Here is a 15339-nt window from a genome sequence, read left to right on the forward strand (position 1 = left end):
TCAATGGGAGCCCTGCTAAGGATAATATCGAATATAAATGGAATTTACGAAAATATATTAATATGTAATAAACATATAAGGAAAGCTAACAGCTTAAAAAAGAAAAAAGTCCATTAAAACAAGAACTTAGAGTTAAATAACATTGGCTGTTAAATAAATAAGAGTAATCAATCAATGCTTGAAAAAATTCAGATAAATATATCAAAATAAACCTGTTGAAACTGGGATATTGAAACCCGGAATTATTTGTGAAAATTTCTTAATTCCATAAACAAAAAAATTGTGGGGAATATAATGAAAACAAAGCTCATGGTTCTGCTTCTGGTATTAAGCGTTGTTTTACTCTCCGGATGCACTGGAGACGAACAGCCCTCCCCGGAAGAAAACGTGACACCTGAAGAAACAGTAACCCCGGAAGAAGTAACTACTCCGGAAGAAACGGAAACACCGGCAGAGACTGAAACTTCGGAGGAAGTTGAGACCCCGGTAGAAACTGAGACAGAAGAAGAAAATGTAACCGCGGAAGAAAATGAAACTGAAGAAAGACCTGCAAGCAATACTTCCATAAGGACATCTCCCTATACCATAAGGCTGGATAACTACAGGGCATCAGCCTCAAGTCTTGATATTAAAGAAGGAGAAACAGTTGCCTGGCTGAACTTTCAGGATAGCCCCAGGAGAGTTTTCACCCTTGTAAGTGAACAGGAACTTTTTGACAACCAGAGTCTTTCTTACAGGCGTTCATTTGCATATACTTTCAATGAGACCGGAACATACAACTTTACAGTTGTCGGGCAGCCCAGAATGAACGTAACTGTAGCTGTAACTGAGCCTTAATGAATTTCTCAGAAATTCTGAGCCGTTCCTGAGAATACAGGAAACTCTTTAAAAAACTAATCTTAAACTGGAAAGTCAGCAAACTTTCCAGCAAATTTACTTATTCTTCTTTTTATTCTAATTTTATTCTTCTTTTTATTCTAATTTTATTCTTCTTTTTATTCTAATTTTATTCTTCTTTTTATTCTAATTTTATTCTTCTTTTTATTCTTCTGTTTAACCTACTGCATTACATTTTTACATTGAACCCTTAACAAGAATATTGTTTCCGACATCTAACTCATCTTCATAGAAAAATAATTTCAGATAAAAAAACTGGTAAATCGGGGAACCTTTCTTTCAAAAATTTATTTCTTTGAGAAAAAAAGTGATATCACCAATCACAAACAAACTATTTTTAAAATAAGGTATATTATAAGAAAATATTATTATTTAATAGGATTATATTGAATTGGGAGTAAAAAAGAAATTAACTCAAGGGGGAATCATGGCAATAAAAAAACTTATCCTGCTTTTTATAGTCCTGTCAGTCTTAATCTCCGGCTGCCTTAATTCAGGAGAAGAGCAGGAGCTGGAAGATGAAGATTCCGGGGATTCAGGAAGTTCCGGAGGGTATTCTGGAGGGCAGAGATACGAGGAAGTGCAAACAGCAGAAGAAACAATAACATCAGAAGAATTGGGAACGCCTGTAGAGACAGAAACGTTTGAGGAGATAGAGACTCCTTTTGAAACAGAAACAGCTGAAGAAACGCTGACTCCGGAAGGCGCTGGCACAATTGCAGAAGGGCAAACCGAAAACCTGACGGAAGAAGAAGCCTGGCAACCTGCGGAAACCGAACCGAGAACGTACCTCGTAAGGCTCAGGGAATATGTGATCATCCCTTCGGAGCTGGAAATCAATGTAGGGGATCTCGTGGTATGGAGAAACTTTGAAGATAGCGTTTTTACCCTGACCAGCGAGGAAGGGCTTTTCGAGGACCAGAGGCTAGGATACGGGAACACCTTTAATTACACATTCACTGAAACCGGCAACTACAGTTTCAGCGTTAGCGGATATCCGAACATGCGAATGACCATCACTGTAAAATAATATCCCAAAGTATAGCAACTTTAGATGATCTGTAGAACTATAGTGGAAGGGACAACAAAGATATCGGTTCCGGTCCCGCCTCCGGATGCAAATTTCCCTCCCTCGGCAGCGCCGGTGTTCTATAACCCGGAAATGGAGCTTAACCGTGATATTAATGTTGCAGCAACTGCAGCATTTGTGGAGAGGCTTCTTTCAAAAAAAGACATACTGAGAGAGGAGATACGTTATGTGGATGCTTTTTCGGCATCAGGGATCCGTGGACTGAGGATTGCAGGAGAAATAGGGATTCACTCGACCATGAATGACTGGAGCCACGAAGCGTTTGAACTGATAAAGGAAAATATTAAAATTAACGGGCTTGAGGAAAAAGCCCAGGCTACTCGCAGGAATGCAAATGTCCTGCTTCATGAGCAGAGGTTTCATATTGTTGATGTTGACCCCTTTGGCACTCCTTCGCCTTACCTTGATGCGGCTGCAAGTTCGGCATACAGCATGCTTTCGGTTACTGCTACAGACACAGCACCTCTCTGTGGCGCACACCTTAACTCAGGGATCAGAAAATACGCATCCGTGCCACTAAATACGGAATACCACAGCGAAATGGGATTGAGGGTACTGCTCGGAGCCTGTGCAAGGGAGCTTGCAAAACACGAAAAAGGCATGTTGCCCCTGCTCTCCCATGTTACACGCCACTACGTCCGCACTTACCTTGAAGTCCTGCCCGGGTCCAGAAAGGCTGATAAGACCCTTAAGTCCATGGGATTCATGGCTCACTGCCCCAGATGCGGTTTCAGGAAACCCGTCTATGGGCTTGCTGTCCATATTGAAAAGGAATGTCCTGAATGCGGAGGATTGACAAAAATCGCAGGCCCTCTCTGGCTCGGATCTTATAGAGAGCCTGAGTTCTGCAATGAAGTGATTTCCGAACTTGAAGCGCATCCCCTGAATACAAAAGATAAGGTAAGGAAAATAATTACGTTCTGCAGGGATGAACTCGACATTCCTATGTTCTACGACCAGCACGTAATCTGCAAAGAACTCGGGGCTTCAGCAACAGGTATAGAGAGCCTTATAGAGGCGCTCAGGGCAGGCGGGTTTGAAGCTTCGAGAACTCATTTCACAGGGACCTCTTTCAAAACAGATGCTCCCATAGCCGAAATAAAGAAGATAATCCTGGCACTTTCAGGATGAAGAGTATACTCATTTAAAAAATGGAGACATAAAAACTGTTCCAATAATATATAAACTATTAACGAATAATAAACGCCTGAGCTCAGATACAGAAATGATCCGCTAAAAAACTCTATGTGATACTCATGTCTGAAGAAGATGCAGAAAAGCTGTTTTTGCAGGAAAAACCCACGCGTGCACTGCTATTCATAGGTTCTACAGGAAAAACCTATGCTTCTGTTATTTCAAAGGAGATAGACTCGACATTTGCCCATACTACGAGGATTCTTTCGAAGATGGAACAGTCCGGACTTATAAGATTCACATTCGAAGGGCGGATAAAATTTGTTGAACTTACGAAATACGGAGAGGAAGTCGAAGCTGCCCTGAAAGATTTTCGGAATATAATTTCTGAAGAGTCTCCTTTAAGAAAAGAATACCTGACAGCAGAAGAAGCGGGCAAAGTGGATAAAGTCAGGGAAAGCGAAGGAAAGGAATACAGAGAACACGAAGAATGGGAAGAAGAAAACGAAAGCGAAAAAGATCTTGACCCTCTCAGCGCCGAAATCCTGGAAAAGGTAAGGAATCTGAGGAACAAAATAGAGGGCATCTACAGGGAAGCAGCCGAGACAGGGCAGAGTAAGGAGATGCTTTCAAGAAAACTTGGCCCCAACAGCCGGGACATCAAAAAGCTGTATAATCAGATTGAAAACGCAGAAACTCCTGTTGACGAAACAGTGGTTTTAGCTCTGGAAGAAACAGAAGGGCTCCTTGAATCTTACCTGAAGGGCTCAAAGCCGGAGAATGTTTGATTCCCGCAGTACGATAGAGAAGAATGAATTGGCAGGAAAAAAATGAAAAAAGTTGTAACCCTCCAGCATATTTATGGAAAAAACCGGGAAACGATGGCTGAACTCCTGAAAACCCTGGTTGAGAATGAATTGAAAGACCTCGAAGTAAAGGTTGATGTATCCATTACCCCGGAAAACTGGGCAGAATTCTCCCTTGAAGGGGAAGACGAAGAGGTATCAGCAAACCTCCTGGAGTCCAGATACGGAAGCCCTGCAAAAAAAGCCGAACCCGGAAAGATATATATGGGTTTTCTTCAGGCTTTTCCTGAAGATTCTTTTATTGTCAATATCGGAGTCCCTGTGCAGGTTGAAGCTGAAGAACTCAAAGCACTGGGAACCGGGAAGCCAAAACAGCTTGCTTCAAGGTTTGGCCTGATCCCTCACCTGCCTGTTGAAATAGAGGTGCTGGAGGCAAATAAAAAGATAAAAGCCCGCTTCACTAAAAAACAGCTTGACCTCTGGTGGGGCTGGAAAAAAGCAAGCACGGACAGAGTTGTCATTAATGCTGCTACCAGATCGGAAATAAAAAGCGCTATAAAAAAGACAGGCCACGGCAGGGATATCTACGAAATAGAACGCCTTGGTCTTCTTGAGCATGCAGTCGTATGCCGGGAAACAACAGACGGACCAGGAATTGTGGCAGCAATAGGCCCTCGCCTGAAGTCAGAGATGGGAGTTGTAATAGGGGATTCCCGTTAACTCTCATTAATGTATGCCTGTGAGCCTGCCTGAAAAATAGGCTCTGGGCATAAAAAGTAAATTTTTAAGAGGAATTCCCTGAAACGTTTTACGCCAGAAGGATCATTTTTAAAGAAGAAGTTCCTGATAAAAATGATTATGTAAAACTGCATATCTAAAAAAATAATTCAGATTGTGATTTCAAAAAGACAGTGTTCGTGTCCGGTTCCGTAACACTCGATTTCCAGAACACCGCACTCTTTTCCCAGCTTTTCTTTGAGGATCCCTTCAATTATTCCTTCTTTGAGGGAACAGAAAGGTTTTCCTGTTACGGGCAAGGACATAGCCTTGAAGCCGCCGTCTACCCTGAGGGCGGGAGAGTTTTCCATAAGCACGGAAACCTGGCAGTCCTCATGAAATTCCAGAAAACCTGCAACTTCATTTAATAGGGCTTCAAGCGTGCTGGATTCAAAGTTAAGAGAAAGATGCTTCCCGATGTCTATTCCAATCATCTTGACAACAGGGGAGTTATCAATCCCGTAAGCCTCAAAACCAAAACGAAACACATGAAACATGGTTTCCATAAAGCGGAACCTGTCGTTTCCGTTTGCAGCAGCCAGGTCCAGCAGACACCTGTAATTGCCTGTGGACGGCTCCTGAGAGCAGCCCATGTAGCAGGAAGTCAGGGAATAGATTTTTTTGCGCCGGTCTTCAGGGTCAAAATTCTCGTCAACAAGGTTGCATGACCTGAGGTCATTCAGGTGAACAGAGATTGTTGACTTGGCCTTTGCCGTATATCTTACGATTTCATCAAAAGTTTTTGGCTCTTCCCTGAGAAGATTCAGGATCTGGAGTTTAACGGGGCTGTCTATGGCTACAAGCCCTTTTTCGGTATAAAAGAATTCAGTCTTGGTCTCAGGTTTTGCCATAATATCTTTAGATAAGTTGTGTTTTGAATATATAAAACGTTCGCGTGGCTACGAATAATCAGGCATAATATATAATAATATATAGATAAAAAGATTTGAAAAAAAAGCTGCCGATTCAGGATGTTGAGAGAAAAGAAACAGGCAGGAAAAGTGTGAAAAAGTAAATGATAGAGTAAAATAAAATAGCGTACAGATAAGCTAAAAAGTACAGATAAACTAAAGGTACAGATAAACTAAAGGTACAGATAAACTAAAGGTACAGATAAACTAAAAATATAACTCCGCCCAAAAGGCATAAGGAAGAAAGGGATACTGCAAGAAAAAGTGCAGAAAGGTTTTTTCAGGAAACCTTGCTCCAGATAAGTAAGGATATAAAAACCTTCCCGCGTTATAATAATTTTAAAAAAATCAAAGGGGAAAACACATGGGATTGCTCTCAAGGATGGAAACGGTATTCAAATCCAAAATGAATAAAGTTCTTAACAGAATGGAAGACCCAAGGGAAACGCTTGATTATTCTTATGAAAAGCAGCTGGAACTGCTTCAAAACGTGAAAAAGGGTGTCGCGGAGGTAACAACTTCTAAAAAGCGCCTCCAGCTCCAGAAAGCAAAACTGCTCCAGAGCAATGAGAAGCTTGAAAAGCAGGCAAGGGACGCAGTTGCAGTTGACCGTGAAGACCTCGCAAGGCTCGCCCTTGAGAGAAAAGCTGCCATCCAGCAGCAGGTCGATGGGATTGACATGGAGATTGCAGAGCTTGAAAAACAGGAAGAAAAGCTCATAGCCGCAGAAAAACGCCTTTCTACAAAGGTAGAGATCTTCAGGACAAAGAAGGAGTCCATAAAAGCCCAGTACTCCGCAGCCGAAGCCCAGGTAAAGATTAACGAGTCCGTCACCGGAATCAGTGAAGAGATGGCAGATGTAGGTCTTGCTCTTGAGAGAGCTGAAAATAAAACTGAAGAAATGAAAGCCAGAGCCGAAGCCATTGATGAATTGATGGAAGCCGGCACTCTCGAGGACCTCACAGGCGGCAGGGACGATATAGAACGCGAGCTTGCAAAAATAAGCACCCGGACAAGTGTTGAATCCGAACTTGCGAAACTCAAAGCCGAAGCAGGGAAGGAATCTGGAAAAACAAAAACCACTGAAGAAGGTAAAGGCCCGGAAGAAGGAAAGGAGGTCTGAAAATGATTATCAGGATCGTAGGGGAAGGACAGTACAGGGCACCTGAAGCCCTGTGTGACGAATTGAACCAGATAGATAACAGGATAGTGACTCTTGTTACCGAAGGAAAAAAAGAAGAGTTCCGGGCTGAACTTGCAAAACTGATTTCCGAAATAAAGGTAAAAGGAGAAGCAATTGGAGCCGAAGAGATCCTGGAGTCTGATATAATCGTTCCTCCGGAAGACCTGAGCCTTGAAGAAGCAAAAGATATTTTCCAGGGATCGGGAATATTCGAGGACTAAAAACCCGGTATAAAGGCTTTAAAATTATGTAAAAAGGAGATAAGGAAACTTCAAACGTGAGGAAACTTCATGCGGGTCAGGAATAGCTGTGCAGGGTTTTAGAAACAAATCCTGTAACAGAGATTCCTTTTGTATAGATGTCTTTTTAGCCTCAGGTGCTCTGCCTCTGATCCCTAAAAAACGTTTTTACAGGGTATTTCTGACATTTACTATTCATGATATTTTATTGAATATCAGGAGATTGAACCCGCCATAAAATGACCACGAAAACTGCCTTTTTAATCACCGCACGATCATTACAGGAACTTTTGAGTGCCTGAGCACATTTTCTGCGACGCTTCCGATAAGGAACCTTTTAATTCCTGTAAGTCCCTGTGTGCCCATAACTATAAGGTCAATGTCATTTTCCACGGCATACTCAAGAATTTTTTCAGCCGGGATGCCCTTCAGATACACAGGGTTCACTTTAACTCCTCTTTCCTTTCCCAGGTTCTGCACATAACCTGTTGAAGCCCCTCCTTTGCTGGCAAGATATTCCTCAAAAGCGTCCGTCCAGCCCATTACAGTCCGTGCAGTTCCTGCGTGTTCGGTAGAAACAACGTACAGAGCATCAACTTCGGCTCCTGTTGACTTTGCGACATCTATCCCGTAAGAAGCTGCTCTTTCGGCATTTTCCGACCCATCCGTTGCAATCAGAATTCTTTTGAAGTGATTTCCGGTAATCCTATCCACCCCTTTAATCCTAGATTAAACTATACGGCTATTAATATTAAAATTCATCCAGAAGAAAAATAAGCCTTCAGACAGAAGGACTTATAGACCAGAATAAAAATTCATGGAAAAGACCGCTTCCCTTTGTCGAGCAGGACAGGAAAAGCTCTGAAGCGGACGAAAAGAACAGCTTGCAGTTGCGCTTGCAGTACAACCACAGGAAAAATCTATGGTTTTTCTGTCCTGGAGGGAAATTCGGTTACCAGAGCAAAATCTTCAGACTTTTTCATGCTCATTTTTGATTTTATCCCTGTGGGTTGCATCTCTGAATTTAATGATAAATTTCGTGCCCCTTCTCTTTCAAAATCGAGATTCCCATCTATCCAGCCCACAAGAGCATTCACAAGCTGCAGACTTAGGGAGTCTGCGTTTCTGAAATTAAAATTATTAGAAAGTCCTTTTTCATTATCCGAAAAGATGAGCGTGAAATTTTCATGATTTTGAGAACCTTTAAGTCCGTTTTCCAGATTGGTAATTACATGCTATCATATTCAAATATTAACCGATCAGTATAAAACAGATTTTAGATTGAATATTAATTAATAATTTACAGATAATTTTGTGTAAAGATTCATTTTCGGAAAACAGGAAAGAATAAATAGGAAAGAATAAATAGGAAAGAATATTTCTCGGATGAGAAAAATAGATATTGAGAGCTCTTTTTTTGGTAGAAGCCCAATCTGGATTGTATAATCGAATAATTTTTATGTTCTGCGTTTTATCTTTAATTGGAAATGAAACCTGCAAAAGATAATATTTAAATTAACAGAAATTCCAGGTGAAATCAGAAACCCAGGAGATAAAATTTGTCAAAAAAACAGGTATTGCTTATATTATTTTTCGCATCCGTTTTCATAATTTCGGGCTGCCTTGATGAAGACGGAAGAAAAATATCACTCTCCGGCAATGATACCGAGTTAAATATCAGCCTCTCGGAAAAAACCGAAGGCAGCTGGTGCCCTGCAGGCTCCCAGGTCCAGGTAAAAAACCCTTCTACAGGAAAGTTGCTGAACATGACGGTTGAAGGCACTGAAGAGTTTGAAAGCAAAACCCTCTGCAGAGCCTTGATAGAGACCGGAAGCGAAGAAAATACCACCAGATTCGAGTACATGTGGTCAGAGGACAAAAATATTACAGTATGGACAAAGTACGATCAGGACGGAAAGATATCGTTGAGGTACGTACACAGAAAGTAAATGCTCTGTCCTGCGTTTCAGCAGCGAGGATTGAGAAACAATACTCTGGGACCGGTTCAGGAAAAACCACGTTTTTCTGAAAAAACAGGAAAGAATGCAAATCCCCACTCTAAAACAGGGCGCCAGATGTAATTTCAGTTCCGGTTAAGTTTACAGGCTTAATCCAGCTTTTCTCCCTCGACATAACACCCAAAATAGGTGTTTTGCTCCACCTTTTTGAGAATGTTGTTTATGCTTTCCAGTGTAGCCTCCATTCTTTCCATCCTCTTTTCGATCTCCTGAATCCTGGCAAGAATTTCCTGGTCTGTGCTCATAATATCACCTCTTTATAGTATACGATAACTGGCAAAAAGGAAATTTCCAATGTATATTACAGCATGCCTGCAATATTCATATACCCAGCGAGAAACTGCACTTCTGGATACTTAAAATAAAATCGGGTTTATTACCGCCATATTAATCTTTGCTTACTGCGGGAACAGATATGAACTCACATATATTCATTCAGGGTAACTATTCAGGCAGCCTTTTAAAGGCTACAATTTTTCCTCTTTTCGAGGAAAAATTGGATATAAATTGAATCCTATTTTGTTTCGTTATCATGCTTACACGTGAAGAGATTCTTGCTTTGTGTGCTTCAAACCCTGAAGTCATTGCTTACATTGTGAGTCTTGAAACTCAAATTAAAGAACTTACTGAAAGGTTGATAGCCTTAGAATCTCGTTTAAACCAAAACAGTCGTAACAGCAGTCGCCCTCCTTCTACTGATTTTTTTGTCAAGGAGAAACCTAATCCCAAGAGTCTCCGTAAAAAGAGCGGAAAGAAACCTGGAGGTCAAGATGGTCATCCTGGAACAACTCTTGAAATGGTTGATGATCCTGAGTAGGTAATAGAACATTCTTTGAGTTGCTGCAAAGAATGTGGCCATACTCTTGAGAATGTTGAAGTTGAAGCCTATGAGAAAAGACAGGTCTTTGATATTCCTCCTGTAAACCTGATTGTTACAGAACACAAAAGCCAGATTAAGACCTGTCCTCACTGTGGAAGAATAAATAAAGCTGTTTTTCCTGAATCAGTAAAATATCCAGTTCAGTATGGTCCAAATATTTTAGCTTCAGCTATTTACTGTAAAAATCACCATTTTATCCCCTATGAAAGAATTTCTGAGTTTTTTGAGGATATTATGGGAATAAAAATCTGTCCTGCTACGATAATTAGAGCAGAAAAAGAATGTTTCCAGAATTTAGAGTGTTTTGAAAACATTATTCGAGAGAAATTAATGACTTCTTATGTTGTCCATTTTGATGAAACTGGTATGAAAATCGAAGGAAAAAGACACTGGCTTCATGTAGCTTCTAATGACAAATACACCTGTTATTTACCTCACTCAAAAAGAGGAGCAGAAGCAGTAGACGCTATGGGAATTCTTCCGGAGTTTAAGGGAGTAGCAGTTCACGACGGATGGAAACCTTACAACGTTTATGACTGTGATCATGCTCTCTGTAATGCTCATTTACAGAGAGAACTTACTGGAATTGAAGAGAACTATAAACAGCAGTGGGCTAAAGAAATGAATAAATTACTCACTGAGATGAAAAAGTATACTGATGAATGTAAGGAGCAAGTCAAAGAACTGGACTTTGAGCAAATTAAAGCATTGGAAGAAAGGTTTGATGCTATAATCATGAAAGGGATTGAGGAAAATCCACAATCTCTAAATCCTGAAAAACAAGGAAAACGTGGAAAGAATCCAAAGACAAAAGCAAGGAATCTGTTGGATAGGTTTATAGAACACAAAGAAAAGATCCTGAGATTCCTGAAAGATTTGAAAGTTCCGTTTGAGAATAATCAGGCAGAAAGAGATATCAGGATGATGAAACTACAGCAAAAGATATCAGGAACTTTCAGAACAACACAAGGAGCGCAAGCTTTCTGCAGAATGAGAGCTTACATCTCTACAATTAGAAAGAACGGATTACTTGTTTTGGAGGGTATTATAGCGGCGCTCAAGGGAGCGCCGTTAACTATAACCTGAATAGTTACCTATGTTTTTTATATTCAACCGCGCCAGTAAAAATATAAGTATTGAGGACCTGTTCGCAGCTGGTCTTTTTACATAATTTCTTTTCAAGGAGATAATTTTCAAGGTTGCCAAACTCAGACTGGTTATACAATTCAAAAGCCCTTCTTTCATTTTTATCCTTTTTCCGTTTTTATATATACTGCATATTTACTCGACAATACTTTTTCAATTGTTAAAAAAGTTACGATTTTAATCGGAAATCGCTAACTGTCTGAAAATATTCGCTGAATTTATGAAAAAACAAAACGATTTCGGAGAAATTTTATAGAAACGATTTTTTACTGATGAAGAAAAAGGCGTTTTTAAAATCAAACCTGATCTTGATAATTTATACTTTTGTTCCTCTGTTAATCTAAATAAACCTGTTCCTGAACAGAAAACAGGATCGTCGGTTCTGTAAAAAGAAACAGGATAAAAAGAAACAGGATAAAAAGAAACATGATAAAAAGAAACAGGGCAGGTTTTTCAGTATTCGGACATTTTTCAGCCCGTTACTTCTCACAAATTTCAAACAATTATTACAGGCCCATCGTTATAGGCGTTATATTCGCTATTGCAGTGTTTATTGTCCAGCCAGTATGCACAATGTGCGGTTCCGAAGAATCCGGCAACTTTTGCTTCTGCATTTTCATACCCGTCTACCTGATGCTCCTGGATAATTAGAACGCTGTCGTCATGGTGGGCATTTGATACGACATCCCCGCCCGGAAGTTCCCAGAGACTTATGTGGTAGCCGCCTGAAATCCTGTACCTGCTGTCAGCAACTCCGTCCCCAGCTACCCATTTCCCATATAAGGTTTACAGCGTATCCATTATGTGAATAGAAAAATTTTTTATATTCTTGTTTTAAATTTTTTGCTTTCAGATAGTTTCTCCTGCTAAATAAAATCCTTTTCATAGCTTTCAGATGGGTTTTGCTTTTTTATACTCTATTTATGGCAATATGGTCATCTTTTATGCGGACTTCCACGTATCCGCAGTGTACACATTTATAGTGCCGGATTGTCCTGAAAATATTATGGTATTCCAGATGGGCATCCGGATATCTGTATTCTACAAGGCTATAATCCTTCCCGCAACCTTTGCAGGTTTTTCTATTCTTATCTGTCTTCTTTGACCTGGATTTCGAATTTTGGCGGGCTATTTCAGTCCTGATGTATTCATCATTGCAGTACCTGCACTTCAGGTAGCTTGTTATTGTTTTTTCATATTTGTTGTAAGTGCTTACTATTTTGACAAAGGGTCTTTTAATTTCTTCGTAAGCAAAGTCCCGACCGCAATTTTTACATCTGAATATATTGCAATAGTTCTCTATTTCAGAAAGATATGAGGCAAGAACAAAAAACATCAGGCTCCCGGAGATCGATACAAGTGGTAAAAGCGAGGCGGGATCTCCTGAAACTATTTTTAAAATTAACGTGACGAAGAGTACAACGGATAAAAAAAGCGACAATTTCTTTAAAATATTAATTTTTCTTAAACCAAACCGGTTAATCAGGTCAGGAGCTCGTTTTTTAAGGGAACTATAAAAATTTCCTTCCGAACATATCGTCAACGTATCTGTTTCTCTATCCAGTTCGTAACAAACGTTATCCAGATAGGTCCTGTTTATACCTACGGGGAATTCCACGTATCTGATATCTTTGCTCAAAGTATCAATGACCAGTTCCAATTATTAGCCTTTTTCCAGAATTATATCTAAATATATAACAGGACATGATAAGTCTTTTTTTTTAAATTTTATTTATAGAACCACCGGTTCTGCAGAAGTCCTTTATCTTGCGCAAAATTATTTCTGCAGTATTTTTTCTGAGTATTTTACATTATTCACCACGGCTCAGGGATAAACTGGTTCGAGAAATTATCTTAAAAAGCCAAATTAGATCTCAAAAAGTCAAGTTATATCTCAAAATATCAAATGATACCCAAAAATCAGATGGTTAAAAACTTGTTCAAAAGAAATGGGAAAAAACTCTTTAAAAATTTAAAGAAGCCAAGGTCCGGATTTGAACCAGGACTGAATCGCTCTGCTGGCGATTGCGTGACCGCTCCGCCACCTTGGCAGCCTGTATAATATAACAAAGTCTTCAAAATATATAAATTTTTAGATTGATAATATGTTACTTTTTATAAGTGCAGTTTTGCATTGACAGTCATAATCATAAAAATTTCAGGCTCTAATTTAAGTTTATAGCACAAACTCATTAGATGAATTTCATTAAAATGTTATCTTTCTACAGGGTCATTTGCTCCGAAGACTGGAGAATATGAGAAATATCATACACATACCTGTTAACTATAAATGTAGTATTCAAACCTTATTTGGAAGTTACAATAATGAGCTTTATTAAGGCCAAAAAATTAAGTTATAAAATCTCTGATCCTTGCAACATCATCCACAATACAGAACCTTTCCTGTCCCGGCAGAGTTGCGTCTCTACAGTGCGCCGTCCTTCCCGAGTTTCACTTCCCGAGTTTCGCTTCGGGAGCACGAGGTCCTTTTCGCTGCGCTCAAGAGGACTGATTTTTCGGGGCAGATTTCCACAACTTCTTTTTTATATTTAGGCGGCAGCCCCTTCTAACAAACCCCTGACAACCGTTTCCATAAGTTTCTCGCTATCTTCCCGAGACTTCCTCAATTTAGATTCGAGTTCATCACACAACCCCATGAACTGCTCGACTTTTTCAATGATTCTTTTCCGTAAAGGAACCTGTTAAAAAACCAAACTTGAGAAAATGACAAATATATATGATACACATACTTGTTAGCATAAATTCAGATTTTAATCGTGCTTCATCGAAGACTGCGTGGAGGATTCCAGAAACAATGCCTTCTCAAGAGCTAAAAGATGCAGAATATTTTATGAAAATATTAAGACAACATCTGCCAGAGTTAAAAGAAAAATATAGTGTAAACTACCTTGGAGTTTTTGGCTCTTATATTCGTGGGGAGCAGACCGAAGATAGTGACCTTGATATTCTGGTTCAGTTTGATAAGAAACCCGGCCTGTTTAAGTATATAGAACTTGAAGACCATCTAAGTGAGCTTCTGGGGGTAAAGGTTGATCTGGTAATGAAAAGTGCGCTTAAACCCAATATAGGAAAGCGTATCTTGAGTGAGGTCGAGGTTGTATGAAAGCCGAAGATAGGGATCCTGTGGATTTCTTAAATGATATTCTTGATTCTATCGATAAAATCGGAAGTTTTATTGAAGGGCTGGACTTCGATGGATTTGCTGAAGACAAAAAAACCGTATATGCCGTGACCAGAGCTCTTGAAATCATAGGTGAAGCAACAAAAAATTTACCAGAATCTTTGAAGAAAAAACATTCAGAAGTTCCCTGGGGAAAAATGACTGGAACACGTGACAAAATGATCCACGGTTATTTCGGTATAGACCTGGAAGTAGTTTGGAGTACGATAAATGAGGATATACCTTCTGTAAAACCATTAATAGAGAAAATCCTAGGTGAAATAGAAAATTGTTAAATGAGAGCCGAAAAATTAGGTTATAATATCTTTGACCAGTGCAACGCTATTTGCTTTACTGAGTCTTTCTTGTCCCGCCCGAGTTCCGCTTCGGCACCCGAGTTCCGCTTCGGGAGCACGGTGTCCTTTTCGCCCCGAATTGCGATTCGGAAGCCCACCGTCCTTTTCACTCGCTTCGCTCGCTCAAGAGGACTAAGCTTATAAGATAAAATAGTGAACTTCACTAAACGAGAGCCGAAAAAATAGTTATAAAATCTCTGACCGATGCAACGTCATTCGCTTTACCGAGTCTGTCTTGTCCCGCTCGACACATGAGAGCGGCCTTCTCAAAAAGCAGAAAAAAGAAAAAAAAGGTAATATCTTATTTTTTTAAATTGAATACTTAAGAATTCTATATCCTTAGTTTGACAGTATAAATTAAATTTAGTGAGAAGCTTCAATTTTTTGTCAAAAATCAATTGACAGTATTCATAAATTCCATCAAATTGCCTCTGATTCTCCAGCTTCACAATCACTATAAGGTAAATTAGTAGAGATTTTTGTCCCATTTTGGCACTTTTGGCACCTGACTTTTTGTATAGTATCTATATTTTATCTGAGATTCATGCTATCTGTCAAATTGAATCTTAAAAAATGGGCAAAAATTTGTTGAAATAATATTACTTATCATTCCAACAGATATGAAAACAATCTTTCAACATAAAAATCAAACTGTCAAACTCAGGCTATATGCTAAAAATCTGTCTTCTTTTTTTGCATTAAGAATCGGCCCGAGCTGATG

15 protein-coding genes, 1 tRNA gene and 1 pseudogene are annotated in these 15339 nt (G+C 39.6%); 12 read left to right on the plus strand and 5 right to left on the minus strand.

Going from position 1 to position 15339, the window contains the following annotated elements:
• The first annotated feature begins 294 nt into the window (after positions 1 to 294).
• The 5 genes from M886_RS10545 to M886_RS10565 all read left to right on the plus strand — a co-directional run bounded on the left by M886_RS10545 (position 295) and on the right by M886_RS10565 (position 4647).
• Positions 295 to 837, plus strand: coding sequence for a hypothetical protein (locus tag M886_RS10545; protein WP_015412607.1), 543 nt, complete (start codon positions 295 to 297; stop codon positions 835 to 837).
• 487 nt (positions 838 to 1324) lie between these two features.
• Positions 1325 to 1927, plus strand: a complete 603-nt coding sequence (locus tag M886_RS10550) for a cell surface lipoprotein (protein ID WP_015412606.1) — start codon at positions 1325 to 1327, stop codon at positions 1925 to 1927.
• Between the two features lie 24 nt (positions 1928 to 1951).
• On the plus strand, positions 1952 to 3118 hold the full coding sequence (locus M886_RS10555) for a tRNA (guanine(10)-N(2))-dimethyltransferase (protein WP_048038257.1): 1167 nt from the start codon (positions 1952 to 1954) through the stop codon (positions 3116 to 3118).
• Positions 3119 to 3243: 125 nt separating this feature from the next.
• On the plus strand, positions 3244 to 3909 hold the full coding sequence (locus M886_RS10560) for a winged helix-turn-helix transcriptional regulator (RefSeq protein WP_011034444.1): 666 nt from the start codon (positions 3244 to 3246) through the stop codon (positions 3907 to 3909).
• A gap of 42 nt (positions 3910 to 3951) precedes the next feature.
• Positions 3952 to 4647: a DUF2110 family protein gene (locus M886_RS10565; protein WP_011034443.1), complete on the plus strand. Its 696-nt coding sequence runs from the start codon at positions 3952 to 3954 to the stop codon at positions 4645 to 4647.
• 167 nt (positions 4648 to 4814) lie between these two features.
• Here M886_RS10565 and M886_RS10570 read toward each other — a convergent pair whose 3' ends face one another.
• Positions 4815 to 5555 carry a V4R domain-containing protein gene (locus M886_RS10570; RefSeq protein WP_011034442.1) on the minus strand — a complete coding sequence of 247 codons (741 nt, stop codon included), beginning with the start codon at positions 5553 to 5555 and terminating at the stop codon, positions 4815 to 4817.
• A gap of 424 nt (positions 5556 to 5979) precedes the next feature.
• Between M886_RS10570 and M886_RS10575 the strand changes: the two genes are divergently transcribed.
• Entirely contained in the window at positions 5980 to 6738 is a 759-nt protein-coding gene (locus M886_RS10575) for a PspA/IM30 family protein (RefSeq protein ID WP_011034441.1), read from the plus strand.
• A gap of 2 nt (positions 6739 to 6740) precedes the next feature.
• On the plus strand, positions 6741 to 7019 hold the full coding sequence (pspAA, locus tag M886_RS10580; protein WP_048051144.1) for a PspA-associated protein PspAA: 279 nt from the start codon (positions 6741 to 6743) through the stop codon (positions 7017 to 7019).
• A gap of 282 nt (positions 7020 to 7301) precedes the next feature.
• On the opposite strand, the gene M886_RS10585 is transcribed toward pspAA, so the two are convergent.
• Complete coding sequence (locus M886_RS10585) at positions 7302 to 7751, minus strand: universal stress protein (protein WP_048051145.1); 450 nt, start codon at positions 7749 to 7751, stop codon at positions 7302 to 7304.
• A gap of 845 nt (positions 7752 to 8596) precedes the next feature.
• Between M886_RS10585 and M886_RS10590 the strand changes: the two genes are divergently transcribed.
• Positions 8597 to 8986 carry a hypothetical protein gene (locus M886_RS10590; protein ID WP_048038255.1) on the plus strand — a complete coding sequence of 130 codons (390 nt, stop codon included), beginning with the start codon at positions 8597 to 8599 and terminating at the stop codon, positions 8984 to 8986.
• Between the two features lie 158 nt (positions 8987 to 9144).
• On the opposite strand, the gene M886_RS18670 is transcribed toward M886_RS10590, so the two are convergent.
• Entirely contained in the window at positions 9145 to 9300 is a 156-nt protein-coding gene (locus M886_RS18670) for a hypothetical protein (RefSeq protein WP_015412599.1), read from the minus strand.
• Between the two features lie 287 nt (positions 9301 to 9587).
• On the opposite strand from M886_RS18670, the pseudogene M886_RS10600 reads away from it, so the two are divergent.
• Positions 9588 to 11021, plus strand: a pseudogene (locus M886_RS10600) (IS66-like element ISMma13 family transposase).
• Between the two features lie 486 nt (positions 11022 to 11507).
• Positions 11508 to 11732: a hypothetical protein gene (locus M886_RS10605; protein WP_015412665.1), complete on the plus strand. Its 225-nt coding sequence runs from the start codon at positions 11508 to 11510 to the stop codon at positions 11730 to 11732.
• Positions 11733 to 11991: 259 nt separating this feature from the next.
• Here the strand turns inward: M886_RS10605 and M886_RS10610 are convergent, their stop codons facing one another.
• A complete protein-coding gene (locus M886_RS10610; RefSeq protein ID WP_048038335.1) occupies positions 11992 to 12741 on the minus strand; it encodes a hypothetical protein in 750 nt (249 codons plus the stop codon).
• Between the two features lie 319 nt (positions 12742 to 13060).
• Positions 13061 to 13132 (minus strand) — tRNA-Cys (locus M886_RS10615).
• A 764-nt stretch (positions 13133 to 13896) separates the two neighbouring features.
• On the opposite strand from M886_RS10615, the gene M886_RS10620 reads away from it, so the two are divergent.
• Together M886_RS10620 and M886_RS10625 are read left to right on the plus strand one after the other, a co-directional pair.
• Positions 13897 to 14205 carry a nucleotidyltransferase family protein gene (locus M886_RS10620; protein WP_048043500.1) on the plus strand — a complete coding sequence of 103 codons (309 nt, stop codon included), beginning with the start codon at positions 13897 to 13899 and terminating at the stop codon, positions 14203 to 14205.
• On the plus strand, positions 14202 to 14558 hold the full coding sequence (locus tag M886_RS10625; protein ID WP_048043498.1) for a HepT-like ribonuclease domain-containing protein: 357 nt from the start codon (positions 14202 to 14204) through the stop codon (positions 14556 to 14558). Before M886_RS10620 ends, M886_RS10625 begins: the two co-directional genes overlap by 4 nt.
• Positions 14559 to 15339 lie beyond the last annotated feature (781 nt).

The sequence above is a fragment of the Methanosarcina soligelidi genome, from assembly GCF_000744315.1.
Taxonomy (GTDB): domain Archaea; phylum Halobacteriota; class Methanosarcinia; order Methanosarcinales; family Methanosarcinaceae; genus Methanosarcina; species Methanosarcina mazei.

Bases quoted from the DNA above. Each gene is read 5' to 3' on its own strand.
- M886_RS10545 (WP_015412607.1), top strand. From the start codon at position 295: ATGAAAACAAAGCTCATGGTTCTGCTTCTGGTATTAAGCGTTGTTTTA.
- M886_RS10550 (WP_015412606.1), top strand. From the start codon at position 1,325: ATGGCAATAAAAAAACTTATCCTGCTTTTTATAGTCCTGTCAGTCTTA.
- M886_RS10555 (WP_048038257.1), top strand. From the start codon at position 1,952: ATGATCTGTAGAACTATAGTGGAAGGGACAACAAAGATATCGGTTCCG.
- M886_RS10560 (WP_011034444.1), top strand. From the start codon at position 3,244: ATGTCTGAAGAAGATGCAGAAAAGCTGTTTTTGCAGGAAAAACCCACG.
- M886_RS10565 (WP_011034443.1), top strand. From the start codon at position 3,952: ATGAAAAAAGTTGTAACCCTCCAGCATATTTATGGAAAAAACCGGGAA.
- M886_RS10570 (WP_011034442.1), bottom strand. From the start codon at position 5,555: ATGGCAAAACCTGAGACCAAGACTGAATTCTTTTATACCGAAAAAGGG.
- M886_RS10575 (WP_011034441.1), top strand. From the start codon at position 5,980: ATGGGATTGCTCTCAAGGATGGAAACGGTATTCAAATCCAAAATGAAT.
- pspAA (WP_048051144.1), top strand. From the start codon at position 6,741: ATGATTATCAGGATCGTAGGGGAAGGACAGTACAGGGCACCTGAAGCC.
- M886_RS18670 (WP_015412599.1), bottom strand. From the start codon at position 9,300: ATGAGCACAGACCAGGAAATTCTTGCCAGGATTCAGGAGATCGAAAAG.
- M886_RS10605 (WP_015412665.1), top strand. From the start codon at position 11,508: ATGATAAAAAGAAACAGGGCAGGTTTTTCAGTATTCGGACATTTTTCA.
- M886_RS10620 (WP_048043500.1), top strand. From the start codon at position 13,897: ATGCCTTCTCAAGAGCTAAAAGATGCAGAATATTTTATGAAAATATTA.
- M886_RS10625 (WP_048043498.1), top strand. From the start codon at position 14,202: ATGAAAGCCGAAGATAGGGATCCTGTGGATTTCTTAAATGATATTCTT.